The following is a 15,806-nucleotide window of genomic DNA, read 5'->3' as shown; positions in this document are numbered from 1 at the left end:
GAAGGGCCCGGGACATATGGAATTCGGATTCACGACGGCGGCCTATGTGGTCGCGGCGGTTCTGTTCATCCTCAGCCTTGGCGGGCTGTCGGGACAGGAAAGCGCGAAACGGGCCGTCTGGTACGGCATCGTCGGCATGGCGCTGGCCATTGCCGCCACGCTCATGGGGCCGGGCGAGGGGCTTTGGCCCGTGTCGCTTGCGCTGATCGCGGCTGGCGGTGTCATCGGCTGGCAGCTTGCGATGCGGGTGCAGATGACTGGCATGCCGCAGCTGGTAGCGGCGATGCATTCGCTGGTCGGCCTTGCGGCGGTGTTCGTGGGCTTCAACGCCCATTTCGAACTGGTCCGCGTGTTGGCCATGGACGAAGCCACGCGCGAAGGTCTGCGCGGCTTCGGCGCGCTGATCGCGAAGAAGGACATCGTCGAGCAAAACATCCTGCGGGTGGAACTGTATCTCGGCATCCTGATCGGCGCCGTGACCTTCACCGGGTCGGTGATCGCCTATGGCAAGCTCGCCGGCAAGGTGTCGAGTGCCGCGACGAAACTGCCCGGCGGGCATCTTCTGAACATCGCCGCGGCGGCGGTCTGGGTGCTGTGCCTCGTGTGGTACTACTCCTCGGGCAGCTTCTTCCCGCTCTTCCTGATGACGCTGGCCGCGCTGTTCGTGGGCTATCACCTCATCATGGGCATCGGCGGTGCGGACATGCCCGTCGTGGTGTCGATGCTCAACAGCTATTCCGGCTGGGCGGCGGCGGCGATCGGTTTCAGCCTTGGCAACGATCTTCTGATCGTGGTCGGCGCGCTGGTGGGCTCGTCCGGGGCGATCCTGTCCTACATCATGTGCAAGGCGATGAACCGCAGCTTCATCAGCGTGATCCTCGGCGGCTTCGGCGGCGCGCAGGGTCCGGCGGCGGAGATCGAGGGCGAACAGATCGCCATTGACGCCGACGGCGTGGCGACCGCGCTGGACGAGGCCGACAGCGTCATCATCGTGCCGGGTTACGGCATGGCGGTGGCGCAGGCGCAGCAATCCGTGAGCGAACTGACCAAGCGCCTGCGCGGCAAGGGCAAGGAGGTGCGCTTCGCCATCCACCCCGTTGCGGGCCGTCTGCCGGGGCACATGAACGTTCTGCTGGCCGAGGCACGGGTGCCTTACGACATCGTCCTGGAAATGGACGAGATCAATGAGGACTTCCCCGATACCGACGTGGTGATCGTCATCGGTTCGAACGACATCGTGAACCCGGCAGCACAGGAAGATCCCAACAGCCCCATCGCCGGAATGCCGGTGCTGGAGGTGTGGAAGGCCAAGCAGGTCTTCGTGTCCAAGCGCGGGCAGGGGACTGGATACTCGGGGATCGAGAACCCGCTGTTCTTCAAGGACAACACGCGCATGTTCTATGGCGACGCGAAGGCGAGCATCGACGCGCTGCTGACCAAGCTGAGCTGACGCGTACCGCGAACAAGAAGCACGGCAACGACGCGCAGACCGCCCCGGTGGCCTGCGCGTTCTTCGTTTCTACACCCGGTCCGGCCCGTCCTGTGCCGCCACGAGCCAGTCGCGGAATTCCCGTGCGCGGGCCGACGCGCGCGGATGCGTGTGCAGGAAGAACCCGTGCGGCGACGGCATCCGGTCTGGGACAAGATGCACAAGCTCGCCGCGGTCGAGCATCGGGCCGATCAGACCGGTCCAGCCCAGCACGGCGCCCGCGCCGTCGCGCGCCATCTGCAACGCAATCATGTGATTGTTGACCGTGATACCGCGCGCAACCGGCAGGGCGTGGCCGAAATGCGCAAGCCAGTCTGACCAGCCCGTCCAGTCCGTGCCTTCGGCGTGGACATGGATCAGCGGCACCGCACACAGGTCGGCGACGGTTGCAATGCCCCGCGCGCGTGCGAATTCCGCCGTCCCGACCGCGACGATATCGCCGCGGAACAGCAGCCGGCTGTCCGGATCGTCGGCGGGCGGCGCGCCGTAGCGGATGCGCAGGTCTGCATGGCCTGCGGGCGCGACCGCGTCGCTCACGATCTGTGACACGATGATGTCAGGCCGAAGTTTCCAGAACGACACGAGTTGCGGCGTCAGCCACACGGCGCTGACCGCCGTGGTGGCCTGCACGATCACGTCTTCCGCCGCATCGGGCGCACGCACGTGGCGGATCGCGTCCGATATCCCCTCGAACCCCCGTTGCAGCGCCACGAACAGAAAGGCGCCGGTTTCGGTCAGATCGACGCCGCGATGCTGGCGCCGAAAAAGCGGCCCGCCAAGATCCGATTCGAGGCTCTTGATCTGGTGGCTGACGGCGGCAGGCGTGACGATGAGTTCCTCCGCGGCCGACTTGAAGCTCAGATGCCGGGCGGCGGCTTCGAAGCAGACCAGTGCTGTCAAGGAGGGCAGGTCGTAGGGGCGGGGCATGTGTCGCTTTCAGGCGGGGCGGTGACGCTGTGGGAACAGGTGAGAAATTCTAATGCAGCTTGAGAATTATTGCCGTTGATCGTGAATATTCAAGGGAGCATCGGGATGACTAGCATTATTCCAGATCATCGGAAGGAAGCCCCGCGATGACCCCCGACCTGTCCGACCTGCTGGCCCGTCACGCACCAGGACATGCGCTGGAGCGCCCTTTCTACACCGATCCGTCGATCTACGAAGCGGATCTCGATGCGATCTTCTACCGTGACTGGCTCTATGCCATCCCGGCTTGCCAGCTGACCAAAACCGGCGCCTATGCGCGGGTGCAGGTGGGCGCCTACAACGTCGTTCTGGTGCGCGGCGCCGATGGCGCGATCCGCGGCTTCCACAATTCGTGCCGGCATCGCGGGTCGGTGCTGTGCAAGGACCGCGGCGGGCAGGTCGCCAAGCTCGTCTGCCCCTATCACCAATGGACCTACGACCTTGACGGGCGGCTCATCTGGGCGCGCGACATGGGGCCGGATTTCGACCCGGCGCAGCACAACCTGCGCCCCGTGCATGTCCGCGACCTGTCCGGGCTGATCTATATCTGCCTGGCCGATGACGCGCCCGATTTCGACGCCTTCGCGGATGTCGCGCGGCCCTATCTGGACGTTCACGACCTGCACCGGGCCAAGGTCGCGCACAGTTCCACCATCGTGGAGAAGGGCAACTGGAAGCTCGTGTGGGAAAACAACCGCGAGTGTTACCACTGCGCGGGCACGCACCCGGCGCTGTGCCGGTCCTTTCCGCTCGATCCTGCGGTGGCCGGCGTGTCCGCGGATGGCACGACCCCGCCGCGACTGCAGGCCCATTTCGACCGGTGCGAGGCCGCGGGCGCGCCGTCGCGCTTCCGGATGGGTGGGTTCGCGGGGCAATACCGCTTCGCGCGGATGCCGCTGGAGGAAAACGCGCTCAGCTATACCATGGATCTCGCACCTGCATCGCGCCGTCCGCTGGGGCGGGTGGCGGTGCCGGACGCGGGCACGCTGCTGAAGTTCCACTACCCGTCCACGTGGAACCATTTCCTGCCCGACATCTCGCTCACCTTCCGGGTAATGCCCATCGGCCCGCAGGAAACCGAGGTCACGACCACCTGGCTGGTGGATCGCGACGCGGTGGAGGGCGTGGATTACGACCTGCACCGCCTGACCGAGGTCTGGCTCTCCACCAATGACGAGGACCGCCGCATCGTCGAGGACAACCAGCTCGGCATCAACTCGCCCGCCTATACGCCCGGCCCTTACAGCCCGGTGATGGAGGACGGCGTCATCCAGTTCGTGGACTGGTACACCCGCACGATGCAGGCGCGGATGGCCCCCCGCGCCGTCGCGGCGGAGTGAATCGATGACCGCGATGACCCCGACGCTGGCCTTCTGGAGCGACGACGAACCGCTGGAATGCGTGTCCTTCCTGCCCGAGGCGCCGGATGTGGTGACCTTCACCTTTCAGGCCCCGTCGGGCGCGCTGTTCCGTTTCAAGCCGGGCCAGTTCGTGACGCTGGAGCTGCCGGTGGCGGGCGGGCCGCTGCATCGCACCTATACCGTGTCCTCCTCGCCGTCGCGGCCCACGTCGCTGACGATCACTGTCAAGGCGCAGGCGGGGTCCATCGGTACGCGCTGGATGCTCGACCATCTGCGCCCCGGCATGCGCATCCGCGCCATCGGGCCGGGGGGCACGTTCTCGCACCTGAACCACCCGTCGCCGAAATACCTGTTCGTCTCGGCCGGGTCGGGCATCACGCCGATGATGTCCATGACGACCTTCATCTACGATTCCGGGCGCGCGGCCGACATCGTGTTCATCAACTGCGCCCGCCGACCGTCGGAAATCGTCTTTCGGCAGCGGCTGGAGCACATGGCATCGCGCATGGCGGGGCTCGAACTGGCCTGGGTGGTGGATCAGCCCGACCGATACCAGCCCTGGACAGGGTATCGCGGGCCGTTCAACCAGCTTCTGCTGGGCCTGACCGCGCCCGACTACATGGAGCGGGAGGTGTTCTGCTGCGGTCCCGAGCCCTTCATGACCGCCGTGCGGGAGGCGCTGGCCGGTCTCGGCTACGACATGGACCGCTATCATCAGGAAAGCTTCACCGCGCCTGTGGGGTCCACCGACGCCGTGCCCGAGGATGTGACCCCCGCAGAGGACGCGGCCGCACAGGTCGAATTCGCGCTGTCCGGCAAGACGGTCGAATGTACCGAGACCGATACGCTTCTGGCGGTGGCGCGGTCGGCGGGGCTTGTGATCCCGTCGGGCTGTACCTTCGGAGTGTGTGGCACCTGCAAGGTGCGCAAGACCGGCGGGCAGGTGCACATGGTGCATAATGGCGGCATAACCGACGACGATATCGCCGAGGGCTACATCCTTGCGTGCTGTTCCAACCCGATCGGCAAGGTCAGCATCGAGGCGTGATCGCCGCGCCGTCGGCCCGGTCGCCGCGTCACAGCCCGGGCGGCGGGCCGAGCGAGCCGCGCAGGCGAAGTGTCGGCGCCACGGTATCCACGCGCAGGGGCATCCGGGGGTCTGCCAGGTGGTCCAGCATCAGCGCCGCGGCGCGCGCGCCGATGGCCGTCAGGTCCATGGCGACCGTGGTCAGGGGCGGGTCGAGCATGTCCAGATGCGGGATGTCGTTGTAGCCGGTGATCGAGATGTCGTCCGGGCAGCGCAACCCTGCCGCGCGGCAGACCTGTAGCGCGCCGATAGCCACGAGGTCGTTGACGGCGATCACCGCGGTCGGGCGATCCGCACGCCGTGACAGAACCTGTTCCATGGCGCGGCGTCCCTCCTCGACAGTCATCCGTGGCACGAAGGCGACCCGGTCCTCTGCCAGCGCCGCACCTCCGGCGTGCAGCGTTCCGGCCACTGCCGCTTGGCGTTCGCGGGCGGTGGACAGGTCTTGCGGCGCGCCGATGGCGGCGATGTCGCGGTGGCCGCAGTCCAGCACCGCCTGTGCGATGGCGCGCATCCCGGCGGCGCAATCGTTGACGACCGCGCTGCACAGGCCGGCGTCGGTCTGGCGCAGCACCGACACGACCGGAATGCCGAGGTCGCGCGCGCGGGTCGCCACAGGGTCGTCCCGGCGCGTCGTACACAGGATGACCCCGTCCATCATGCGCGCCGCCATCTGGTCCAGCATCGCCAGTTCGGCGGCGGGTTCGTAGCCCGTGTTGCCCAGAACGACCATGTAGCCCGCAGCGCCCATGCGCCGTTCGAGCCCGCCGAGGATCGGCGGATAGACCGGGTCGCTGATGTCATGGACGATCATGCCGATGGAACGGGTGGAGCGGGTGCGCATCCCCGCCGCCAGCGGATGCGCGGAATAGCCGAGCGCCTGCGCCGTGTTGCGGATGCGCGCCGCGACGGCGGGGGACACCCGCCCGGTCCGGTCGTCCCGCAGGACCCGGGACACGGTCGACACATGCACACCCGCGGCGGCGGCCACATCGGCCAGCTTGGCGCGCGCGCGGCGCCCCTTTTGCGGCACTCTGTCGTCCGGCATGGCCCCGTGTCCGTTCCTCTATGGCCCGTTGCCTCTATGGCGGAGCCCCGGCAACCATTCGAGCGCAAACCGGTGCCGGGGCGTCGCGTGCGGTCATCAGCCGAACCAGCGGTCGATATAGACGAGATCCGGCCAGAGTGTCAGCAGTCCAAGGACGAACACCATCATCGCCGCGAACGGCAGGGCACCGATGAAAACATCACCCAGCGTGATGCGCGTGTCGTCCAGGCAGCCCTTGATGACGAAGCACGCCATGCCCAGGGGCGGGGTCAGCAGGCCGACCTCCACGGCGATGATGGTGATGATGCCGAACCAGATCGGATCGACCCCGAAGCCCTGCATGATCGGCAGGAAGAGCGGCACCATGATCAGCAGGATCGACACGCTGTCGATGATCGTGCCGAGGAACAGGATCACCGCGATGTAGATCAGCAGCACGACCAAGAAGTTCTCGGTCGCCATGCGGACCATGTTGCCGATCTCGACCGGCACGCCGGCGAGTCCGAGCGACCGGGTATACATCGTCGCCGCGATCACGAGGAAACAGACCGACGCCGTGATGTGCCCGGTTTCCTTCAGCACGCCCCAAAGCGCGGGCAGCGTGATCTTGCGGCGCGCGAAGGCCAGGATCAGCGCAGCCGCGGAGCCGACCGCACCAGCCTCGGTCGGGGTGAAGATGCCGCCATAGATCCCGCCCAGCACGATCACGACGAGCACGAGGATCGGCGCGATCTTGCCTGCAAGTTCCAGCGGGCTGCGGTCCGGTGGATTGAGCGTCGCCTCCGGATCGGAAAAGCGCCCGGTATCGTCATAGACGAAGCGCGGCGTCAGGTATGCCATGCCGACGATACCGGCACAGTAGACGCCCGACAGCAGCAGCCCCGGCCCGATGCCCGCGAAGAACATCTGCCCGATGGATTGCTCGGTCAGGATGGCGTAGATGATGAGCAGGATCGATGGCGGGATCAGCATGCCCAGCACGGATGACCCGGCCACCGTTCCAACGGCGAAGCGCGGGCTGTATCCGAGACGCAGCATTTCCGGCACCGCGACGCGTGTGAAGACGGCGGCGGACGCGATGGACACGCCTGTCACGGCTGCGAAGACCGCGTTCGACGACACGGTCGCAAGCCCGAGGCCCCCGCGGATGCGCCGCAGGAAATGGTCGGCCACGTCATAGGCGTCGCGCCCGACGTCGGACGCGCTCATGACCAGCCCCATCAGCACGAAAAGCGGGATCACGGCGAAGGTCTGGTCAGCCACGCCATCGGCGGCGGCCAGCGTCAGCAGCTTCGACGCCAGCACCGGATCGCCCCGCTGCAACGCGACCGACAGGAAGGACACGAGGGACAGCGCGATGGCGACATGCATCCCCGAATAGATGAGCGCCACGATCACGGCGACGGACAGAAGCCCGATTTCAAGTCCGGTCATCGGGGCCTCCGGCCAGAGCGCGGGCCCGACGCAGGCAGAGCACGGCGAAGTGCAGTGCTGCGGCGATTGCACCGGTGAGCATGATTGCCTCGAGCGGCCATGTCGGGGCGGTGAAGATCCCCACGTTGCCCTTGAAATATCCGTTGTTCCACGCATCGACCAAGCGGGGCACCTGGCCCCATGCGATGATGGCGAAGACCACCGTTCCCGCAGCGTTGAACACCATGCGCAGGGTAAGGTCGGTACGGCGCGCGCCGCGGCGTTCCAGCAGGCCGAGCGCAGCTTCGGACCGGGTCAGGCGGCGGCCAACGACCGCGTGGCCGATGGTCAGGTAGACGACGGCGACGACGCCCATTTCCGTCAGCTCCAGCGTTCCGGCCAGTGGAGAATTGAACAGCCAGCGTCCGAACACGTCGATGTTCACGATGACGACCATGCCCAGCACCAGAAGCGCGCCGGCCGTGTTCATGGCCGTGGTCACCGGCGTCAGCACCGGCGGACCGGCGGCTTCGGGCGGTTCGGGTGCGGCCGGGCGGGGGGTGCCCCCGCCGCGGCCACGGTCACGTTCGCCGGTCACTCGTCCCACTGCCGCGCGATGGGCTGGTCCGCGTCGCGCATCGCCTGCATGTAGTCGTCGAGAATGGCCTGCGCGGGCACGCCGCGGGCTTCGAGCGCCTCGGCCCATTCCTGCGCAAGGTTGGGCAAGCCCATGGCCATGTCGATGCGTTCCTGCGGGTCGATATCCACGACGGTCCCGCCATTTTCCAGAACGGTGTCCTTGGCCTGTGCGCCGAGTTCGGCCGCGAAGTTGCCGATATCCACGCCGAATTCCTTGGCGGCGGCGACCATCGCCTCCTTCACCTCATCCGGGTAGCGATCCCATGCCTGGCTGTTGGCATTGATGACGTAGGAGTTCACGCCGCCGAGGCTGGCGTCGAAATAGTGATTGCAGACCTCGTAGAATTTGAGCGACACGACGCTTTCACCCCAGACGAGCATGGCGTCGGCCACCCCCGTTTCCACCAGCTGATAGAAATTGCCCAGCGTGCCGGTGACGCCAGTTGCGCCCGCCGGTTCGATCCAGCGCAGGTTCGGCCCGGCGCCCGCGACCTTCAGCCCGTCGATATCCGCGACCGAACCGATCGGCTGGGACGAGCACAGGATGTAGTTGTCGGGGATGCCGCTGGCCGATAGCGTCACTTGGTTCAGGCTGGTCCACGTGTCGCGGAAGGCGGGATATTTGTCCACGAGCCCGTCCACGACTTCGTGGATCAGCACGAGGTCGGTGGTGGTGAAGGGCGTGACGTAGCCGATCTGGTAGACCGGGAGCTTGTCGGCGTGGAACCCGGTGGGGATCACGCCCATATCCGCCAGTCCTGTCTGGATCGCCTCAAGCTCCCCCGCCGGTTTCGCCAGCGTGCCGGAAAACGCCTCCTGCCAGTTGATCGTGTAGTTGCCGGTCTCGGCCAGCCGTTCGTTCACGCCCGGCATGAAGCTTTCCTGCAGCATCCGCACGACCGCGACGGCGGGCGAGAAGCCCGACACGATGGTCACGTCGATTTCCTGCTGGGCCTGCGCCGGGCTGGACAATGCGGTGCATAGCGCAAGGATCGCCGCGCCGGACACAGTTGCCTTGATGGTCATATGTCGTTTCCTCCCTTTGGTGATGGTCGTCTTGCAGGTCAGACAGCCTGCGGTTCGCCCGCGTTGATCCGCAGGCTGTGGGTGATCTCGTTCGCCTGGGCGAGCGTCGCTTCCACGAAGCAGGCGCGCCTGGATGCCTCGATCAGCTTGTGGATATCGGGTTCGGGTGCGTCAGAATTCATCGTGATACCGATGTCGAAGCCGACCGGGCTTGCCTCGTAGGGTCCGATGTCGCCCTTGTGCGCCACCCAGCGCGCATCGCAGGTCACTTCGAGATCGTCAAATTCCACCTTCATGCGCCGGCCGAAAACGCGGATCTGCGTCATCAGGCACCCCACGAGCCCGGTGAGAAAGAACTCCAGCGGCGTGGGCGACGTATCCTCGCCGCCCTGGAACTTGCCTTCGTCGGTGGCCAGCATCCGGCTTACCTGGAACGGCTGATGCGCGGTGTTCGTTACCTCGTTGCGCATCTTCCCGACGCAGACACCGTGCGACGTGAAGACCACGTCGAAGACCTTGTCCTTTGACATTGCTGCCCTTTCCGCGCGTTTCGCGTCGATTGACGGTTGCGCAATCGTTTGCGCACCCAAGTCCAATTTGTTCGTAGCGGCGCGTATGGGTCAAAGCCGATTATATCCATTCCCGACATTATGGCCTGTTCGGGGACGGTGTGAGACGTGAGGGTCGCCGCGGAACCGGCCGCCGCGCTTCGCCCCGAGCGTGCGGTTTTACTAATTCATAGCAAAGTTATTATTGACAGCGCGCTGCCGTCGATCCTACCCATGTCATACGTTGGGCGGCAGGGAGGAGCCGTCGGCGCACCAGCGACGCGCGCCCGGCAGGGCGCGTGGATCGCGCAGTGCCGACACCGTGTTCCGGAAATTGCGTCGGTCGTCCCGGGGAGCAAATGAGGAGAACGACATGAACGGACTTAAAGCGGGTGCTCTGGGCCTCGTGGCGACGACGGCCCTTGCGGGCACTGCAGCAGCCGAAGGCAGTGTCTGCCTGATCACGAAGGACGCGACAAACCCCTTTTTCGTCAAGATGGCCGAAGGCGCCTTTGCCAAGGCGGCGGAACTGGGCGTGGAGCTGCGGTCCTTCGCCGGCAAGTTCGACGGCGATCATGAAACGCAGGTGGCCGCGATCGAAACCTGCATGGCGGCGGAGGTCGATGGCATCCTGCTGGTGGCATCCGACACCAAGGCGATCACCGGGTCCGTGCAGCAGGCACGCGATGCAGGCATGCTCGTAATCGCGCTCGACACGCCGCTCGACCCGATTGATGCCGCCGACATGACCTTCGCCACGGACAATTTCGAAGCCGGGCGCCTGATCGGCGAATGGGCGGCGAAGACCATGGGCGACACGTCGGACGCGCGTATCGGCCTTCTGAACATCAATGTCAGCCAGCCGACAGTGGGCGTCCTGCGCAACCAGGGTTTCCTAACGGGATTCGGCGTGGACATTGGCGATGCAAACCGCTGGGGCGACGAGGAAGACCCGCGCATCGTCGGGCACGAACTGTCCGGCGGCAACGCGGAAGGCGGGCGCGAAGGGATGGAGAACCTGCTGGCGATCGACCAGTCCATCAACGTGGTCTACACGATCAACGAACCCGCAGCAGCCGGGGCCTACGAGGCGCTGCGATCCTTTGGCATGCAGGATGACGTGCTGATCGTGTCGGTGGATGGCGGCTGCCCCGGTGTGGAGGATGTGGCCGAGGGCGTGATCGGCGCGACCGCGCAACAATACCCGCTCGACATGGCCGCATTGGGTGTGGAGGCGGTCGCGAATTACGCCGCGACCGGCGAGAAGCCGGAGGCCACCGAGGGCAAGGCGTTCTTCGACACCGGCGTCGGTCTTGTCACCGCGTCTCCCGTGGACGGCATGGAGCAGTTGAGTGTCGAAGAGGGTCTCGCACGCTGCTGGGGCTGAACCGGTGCAACCGGTCCGGGCTTGTCCCGGGCCGGTTCCCGTTCACGCGCCCATCCCCTTTCCGGAACGGAGGTCGACATGCAGGACGCAACGCGCACCGATACCGAAGCGGCACCCCCCGAGGATGAGGCGGTCGCATCCTTCGCCGGCCCCACCGGCCTGAAGGGCAGGATCGCCAACCTTCTTTATGTCTCGCCCGCCATCGTGCCGCTTGTGGTGCTGCTGGCGGCCATCGCGATCTTCGGGCTGCTGCTGGGCGAGCGGTTCTTTTCGCCCTTCGCACTGACGCTGATCCTGCAACAGGTGGCGATCATCGGCATCGTCGCGTCAGCGCAATCGCTGGTCATCCTGACCGCGGGGATCGACCTGTCGGTTGGTGCGGTCATGATCCTGTCGTCGGTCGTCATGGGCAAGTTCACCTTCGACCTGGGGCTTCCGCCCGCGGTCGGCGTGCTTTGTGGTCTGGTCTGCGGCCTGATTTGCGGAACGATCAGCGGCTACCTTGTCGCGTTCTGGAAACTGCCGCCGTTCATCGTCACGCTGGGCATGTGGCAGATCGTGCTGGCAGCCAACTTTCTCTATTCCGGATCCGAGGTGATCCGGAGCCAGGATATCGCCGAACAGGCACCGCTGCTGCAGTTCTTCGGCAATACCATCGAAATCGGCGGCGCCGTCTTCACCTATGGCGTGATCCTGCTGCTGGTCCTGGTGGCGGCGTTGTCCTATGCGCTCGGCCAGACGGCGTGGGGGCGGCATGTCTATGCCGTGGGGGACGATCCGCAGGCGGCCGAATTGTCGGGCGTCAACGTGCGGCGCACGCTGATTTCCGTCTATGCGCTGGCCGGGCTGATCTGCGCCTTCGCGGGCTGGGCCCTGATCGGGCGCATCGGGTCGGTGTCGCCGCAGGCGGGGCAACTGGCCAACATCGAATCCATCACCGCCGTGGTCATCGGGGGCATTTCCCTGTTCGGCGGACGTGGCTCCGTCGCAGGCACGCTTTTCGGCGCGCTGATCGTCGGCGTATTCACGCTGGGACTGCGGCTATTGGGTGCCGACGTGCAATGGACCTACCTGTTGATCGGTGTTCTGATCATTGCCGCGGTGTCCGTCGATCAGCGCATCAGGAGGGCGAGCCTGTGACTACCGAACCCATCCTGTCGGCCCGCGGGCTGGTGAAGCGCTATGGCCGTGTCACCGCGCTCGACCGGTGCGACTTCGACCTGTACCCGGGCGAGATCCAGGCCGTGATCGGCGATAACGGTGCGGGCAAGTCCACCATGATCAAGGCGCTGTCTGGGGCCATTCAGCCCGACGAGGGCGAAATCACGCTGGATGGCACGCGGGTCGAGTTCGCGTCCCCCATCGAAGCCCGTCAGCGCGGGATCGAGACCGTCTACCAGACGCTTGCCATGTCGCCTGCGCTGTCCATCGCCGACAACATGTTCATGGGCCGCGAAATCCGCAAGGACGGCTTCATGGGACGCTGGCTTTGGCAACTCGACAAGGCCGCGATGCGCCGCATCGCCCGCGATAAGCTGTCGGAACTGGGGCTGATGACGATCCAGAACATCGACCAGACCGTGGAAACCCTGTCGGGCGGCCAGCGGCAGGGCGTGGCGGTGGCGCGCGCCGCGGCGTTCGGGTCGCGGGTCATCATCCTTGACGAACCGACCGCAGCGCTCGGGGTCAAGGAAAGCCGCAAGGTGCTGGACCTGATCGGGCGAGTGCGCGACCGCGGCGTGCCGATCATTCTCATCAGTCACAACATGCCCCATGTGTTCGAAGTGGCCGACCGCATCCATGTGCACCGGCTGGGGCGGCGGCTTTGCGTGCTGAAACCGGGCGAGGTGACCATGTCCGACGCCGTGGCCCTGATGACGGGCGCGATGCGGCCCGACGACCTGACGACGGCGGCGTGACCATGCACGATCTGAACGACCATGTCGCCGCGGTGCTGGCGCTGATCGACGGGCTGCCGCACCCAGACGGGCGGATCATGATCGGGATCGCCGGGCCGCCCGGCTCCGGCAAGTCGACGCTGGCGGACCGGGTCGTGGCCGCGCTGAACGACCGGCGGGGTGACGGGGCGGCGGCGCTATTGCCGATGGATGGCTATCATCTCGATAACGCCACGCTGGACGCGCGCGGGTTGCGCGCGGTCAAGGGCGCGCCCGACACGTTCGATGCCGCAGGCTTCGTGGCACTGGTGCGGCGGATCAGGCACGAAGCCGGCGATCTGCGCTATCCCCTGTTCGACCGGGCCGCCGACAGCACGGTGCCCGATGCAGGGTTCTTGCGGGCAGACACCGAAATCGTGGTGGCCGAGGGAAATTACCTGCTGCTGCGCGACGGGGCATGGGCAGATCTGCGCGACATCTTCGATGCGACCGTGATGATCGCGCCCCCGATCGCGGTGCTGGAGGAACGGCTGATCGAGCGCTGGCTGTCCTATGGGCTTTCACCCGAAGCGGCGGCCACCCGCGCGCGAGGGAACGACCTGGCGAATGCCAGGACCGTTCTGGCCCTCAGCGCGGCCGCGGACCTTCACATCGCCCCGATCACGAAAACGGATTCCGCCACCGGAACCTGACGGCAGCGGCTACCGGGGCGGGGCGCAGGCCGTGTCATATATGTCGAGCACCCCGGCGACGGCTTGCACAATCAATTCATGGGCGGGCAGGGCCTCCGTCACCGATGCCGCGGGCAGGAACTGCGCCGCGAGCGGCGCAGGGACCGGCGTGTCGCCAAGCCGGGCCAGCAGTTCCCCGACCGCCGCCTGTGCCGTGCCGGACGGCCAGTAATACCGGATACGGTCCGACAGGCTGAAATGGCGCAGCAGCCACTGTTCACGGTCCGAGCCGGTATAGTGGCTGCGCCAATGGGCAGGGTCCGCCTGCATCGCTGCCTCCATCGCTGCCATCAACCGCCCCTTCGGCGGATGGCCGTCCAGCACGTCCGCCACCGCGTCGAGTCCGTAAAGCGCCTCGCGCAGCGCGAAGGTGAGCCACGGCCCGACCTTGAGGATGGCGAAACCGTTCTGCACCAGGGCCGTCAGCGCGGGGCCGGTCTGGTAGTCGGTGGAATGCGCTTCGAACACGATGCCGGGCAGGGTGCCAAGTGCCGCAGACAGGTTTGCCGCGCGCGCCGGGTCGAACTGGATCACGCCGTCATGGCCGAATTCGACGCCCGGCTGCACCACGAGGGCGATGACGCGACCGAAGGCGTCGCGCAGACCCAGCGCGTCAAACGCCTCACGATGCACTGCGTGGGTCCGCATGGGCGCATCCGGCGCTGTCACTTCCATATGGTCCAACCCGCCCGTCGCCCCGCCGGGCACAGGCACCTCCGTCCCGATGACATAGACTGGCCGCAGCGGCCCCGCCGCCAGCGTCTCTGCTACCGCCACCAGCCTTGCGGCACGGCTGGCTGTTGTCTCGTCGGGCAGGGCCACGGGTTCGCCCGCGCAGCCCATCGACGTGTCGAGATGCAGCTTCGTGAACCCGGCCGCGGCATAGGCGGCGATCATCGCCTCGGCCTTCGCCATGGCGGCGTCGGCCGCAAGATGCTTCCATGGGTTGGGGCCAAGATGATCGCCGCCAAGGATGATGCGGGCCGGGTCATACCCCACGCGCGCCGCGATGGCTTCGACGAAGTCGCGGAACGCGGCGGGGGTCATCCCGGTATAGCCGCCGTCCTGGTTGACCTGATTGCAGGTCGCCTCGATCAGCACGGGGCGGTCGCGGTCGCGCCCAAGGGCCAGCGCCGCCTCGATCACCAGCGGATGGGCCGAACAGACCGAGGTGATGCCGCGGGTGCGCCCGACTTGTTGGTCGGCTGGGATACCGAGCAAGGGATGGGTCATCGGATGTCTGCTCCATGGCTCGTGGCAAAGGCGCGCAGGGCGTCCAGATCCTTGATGCCCTCCATCGGGCCGCGATGCTGCACGGCGCAGGCGCCGGCGGCGGCGGCGAGGGTCAGCGCCGAGCGCGTGTCGGTGCCGCGCAGCCACAAGGCGACGAATGCCGCCCCGAAACAGTCGCCCGCGCCGGTGGGGTCGATCTCGGTCGCCGGAAAGGCGGGGACGTCGATCGTGCTGGTACGGTCGTGATATCGCGCGCCATCGGCGCCGCGCTTGTGGACGATGGCGCGAATCCCCCGGTCCAGCAACTCGTCCGGCGCCGCCGCGGGATCGTCCGTGCGGGTCAGCAACGTCAGTTCCGCGCCGCTGGGCAGGAACAGGTCGGTCAACCCGAGAACGTGCGCCATGGCGTCCTTCAGGCCGGGCGCGTCCAGCACTTCCTTGCGCAGGTTGGGATCGAAGGACACCGTGCCGCCGCGCGACTTCACGGCCTCGGCGGCAGCGATGTTGCGGGCGATGAAATCCGGGCTCGACAGGGACGATCCCATGACATGAAGGTGGTCGGCCGCATCGAGAACGGCTTGCACCGCGGGTGTGTCGCTGATGGTCCCGCACGCGCTGTGGCGGATGTTGAACACGAAATCGCGCCCGCCATCGGCGCGGTAGCGCACGAACGCGCTGCCGGTCGGCCGGTCTGGATCGACCCGGACCGCGCTGCAATCCACCCCGTCGCGCCGGAGCCGGTCCAGGTTGACCCGCCCGAAATCGTCGTCCCCCACCGCGGACACGATGGCCGCCGGCTGGCCTGTTCGCGCGGCCTGCGCTGCGAAGATCGCGGGCGCACCCGATGGAAACGGCCCGGTCAGCGCCACGGGTTCGGTAAACCCGGCCCCGATGGTGTCGGCCATGATCTCGGCCAGGATCTCGCCCATCACAACGATCTTCTGCATCGGTTTCCGCAGGCCTCCCGCCGCTGCGCACGG

Annotated in this window: 15 protein-coding genes; 7 read left to right on the top strand and 8 right to left on the bottom strand. The window is 66.7% G+C overall.

Annotation, left to right across the window (positions count from 1 at the left end; translation table 11 throughout):
- The first annotated feature begins 16 nt into the window (after positions 1-16).
- Positions 17-1,450, top strand: a complete 1,434-nt coding sequence (locus DDE13_RS03735; RefSeq protein ID WP_111401601.1) for an NAD(P)(+) transhydrogenase (Re/Si-specific) subunit beta — start codon at positions 17-19, stop codon at positions 1,448-1,450.
- 69 nt (positions 1,451-1,519) lie between these two features.
- Here DDE13_RS03735 and DDE13_RS03730 read toward each other — a convergent pair whose 3' ends face one another.
- A complete protein-coding gene (locus DDE13_RS03730) occupies positions 1,520-2,416 on the bottom strand; it encodes a LysR family transcriptional regulator (RefSeq protein WP_111401599.1) in 897 nt (298 codons plus the stop codon).
- A gap of 146 nt (positions 2,417-2,562) precedes the next feature.
- Here DDE13_RS03730 and DDE13_RS03725 point away from each other — a divergent pair, with 146 nt between their 5' ends.
- Together DDE13_RS03725 and DDE13_RS03720 are read left to right on the top strand one after the other, a co-directional pair.
- Complete coding sequence (locus tag DDE13_RS03725; RefSeq protein WP_111401597.1) at positions 2,563-3,795, top strand: aromatic ring-hydroxylating oxygenase subunit alpha; 1,233 nt, start codon at positions 2,563-2,565, stop codon at positions 3,793-3,795.
- Between the two features lie 4 nt (positions 3,796-3,799).
- The gene (locus tag DDE13_RS03720) at positions 3,800-4,864 is read left to right on the top strand and encodes a hybrid-cluster NAD(P)-dependent oxidoreductase (RefSeq protein WP_111401595.1); all 1,065 of its coding nucleotides are present in this window, start codon (positions 3,800-3,802) and stop codon (positions 4,862-4,864) included.
- A 28-nt stretch (positions 4,865-4,892) separates the two neighbouring features.
- Here DDE13_RS03720 and DDE13_RS03715 read toward each other — a convergent pair whose 3' ends face one another.
- The 5 genes from DDE13_RS03715 to DDE13_RS03695 form a co-directional block, all read right to left on the bottom strand.
- Positions 4,893-5,951: a LacI family DNA-binding transcriptional regulator gene (locus DDE13_RS03715; RefSeq protein ID WP_111401593.1), complete on the bottom strand. Its 1,059-nt coding sequence runs from the start codon at positions 5,949-5,951 to the stop codon at positions 4,893-4,895.
- A gap of 96 nt (positions 5,952-6,047) precedes the next feature.
- Positions 6,048-7,385: a TRAP transporter large permease gene (locus DDE13_RS03710; protein ID WP_111401591.1), complete on the bottom strand. Its 1,338-nt coding sequence runs from the start codon at positions 7,383-7,385 to the stop codon at positions 6,048-6,050.
- Entirely contained in the window at positions 7,372-7,962 is a 591-nt protein-coding gene (locus DDE13_RS03705; protein ID WP_162630840.1) for a TRAP transporter small permease subunit, read from the bottom strand. The genes DDE13_RS03710 and DDE13_RS03705 overlap by 14 nt, the downstream gene beginning before the upstream one ends.
- Entirely contained in the window at positions 7,959-9,029 is a 1,071-nt protein-coding gene (locus DDE13_RS03700) for a C4-dicarboxylate TRAP transporter substrate-binding protein (protein ID WP_111401587.1), read from the bottom strand. Before DDE13_RS03700 ends, DDE13_RS03705 begins: the two co-directional genes overlap by 4 nt.
- A 38-nt stretch (positions 9,030-9,067) precedes the next feature.
- Positions 9,068-9,559, bottom strand: coding sequence for an OsmC family protein (locus DDE13_RS03695; RefSeq protein WP_111401585.1), 492 nt, complete (start codon positions 9,557-9,559; stop codon positions 9,068-9,070).
- 391 nt (positions 9,560-9,950) lie between these two features.
- Here DDE13_RS03695 and DDE13_RS03690 point away from each other — a divergent pair, with 391 nt between their 5' ends.
- From DDE13_RS03690 to DDE13_RS03675, 4 genes are all read left to right on the top strand, one after another.
- Complete coding sequence (locus DDE13_RS03690) at positions 9,951-10,964, top strand: sugar ABC transporter substrate-binding protein (protein WP_111401583.1); 1,014 nt, start codon at positions 9,951-9,953, stop codon at positions 10,962-10,964.
- Between the two features lie 78 nt (positions 10,965-11,042).
- Positions 11,043-12,104 (top strand): ABC transporter permease, encoded by a 1,062-nt coding sequence (locus DDE13_RS03685; protein ID WP_111401581.1) that lies wholly within the window; start codon positions 11,043-11,045, stop codon positions 12,102-12,104.
- Positions 12,101-12,883, top strand: a complete 783-nt coding sequence (locus DDE13_RS03680) for an ATP-binding cassette domain-containing protein (RefSeq protein ID WP_235868571.1) — start codon at positions 12,101-12,103, stop codon at positions 12,881-12,883. The genes DDE13_RS03685 and DDE13_RS03680 overlap by 4 nt, the downstream gene beginning before the upstream one ends.
- 2 nt (positions 12,884-12,885) lie before the next feature.
- The gene (locus DDE13_RS03675) at positions 12,886-13,554 is read left to right on the top strand and encodes a uridine kinase (protein ID WP_222626023.1); all 669 of its coding nucleotides are present in this window, start codon (positions 12,886-12,888) and stop codon (positions 13,552-13,554) included.
- A 9-nt stretch (positions 13,555-13,563) separates the two neighbouring features.
- Here the strand turns inward: DDE13_RS03675 and DDE13_RS03670 are convergent, their stop codons facing one another.
- Positions 13,564-14,826 (bottom strand): D-tagatose-bisphosphate aldolase, class II, non-catalytic subunit, encoded by a 1,263-nt coding sequence (locus DDE13_RS03670; protein ID WP_111401577.1) that lies wholly within the window; start codon positions 14,824-14,826, stop codon positions 13,564-13,566.
- A complete protein-coding gene (locus DDE13_RS03665; protein ID WP_111401575.1) occupies positions 14,823-15,773 on the bottom strand; it encodes a sugar kinase in 951 nt (316 codons plus the stop codon). Before DDE13_RS03665 ends, DDE13_RS03670 begins: the two co-directional genes overlap by 4 nt.
- Positions 15,774-15,806 lie beyond the last annotated feature (33 nt).

Source organism: Meridianimarinicoccus zhengii (assembly GCF_003254465.1).
GTDB lineage: Bacteria > Pseudomonadota > Alphaproteobacteria > Rhodobacterales > Rhodobacteraceae > Meridianimarinicoccus > Meridianimarinicoccus zhengii.
This window is presented reverse-complemented; position numbering and strand designations above follow the sequence as displayed.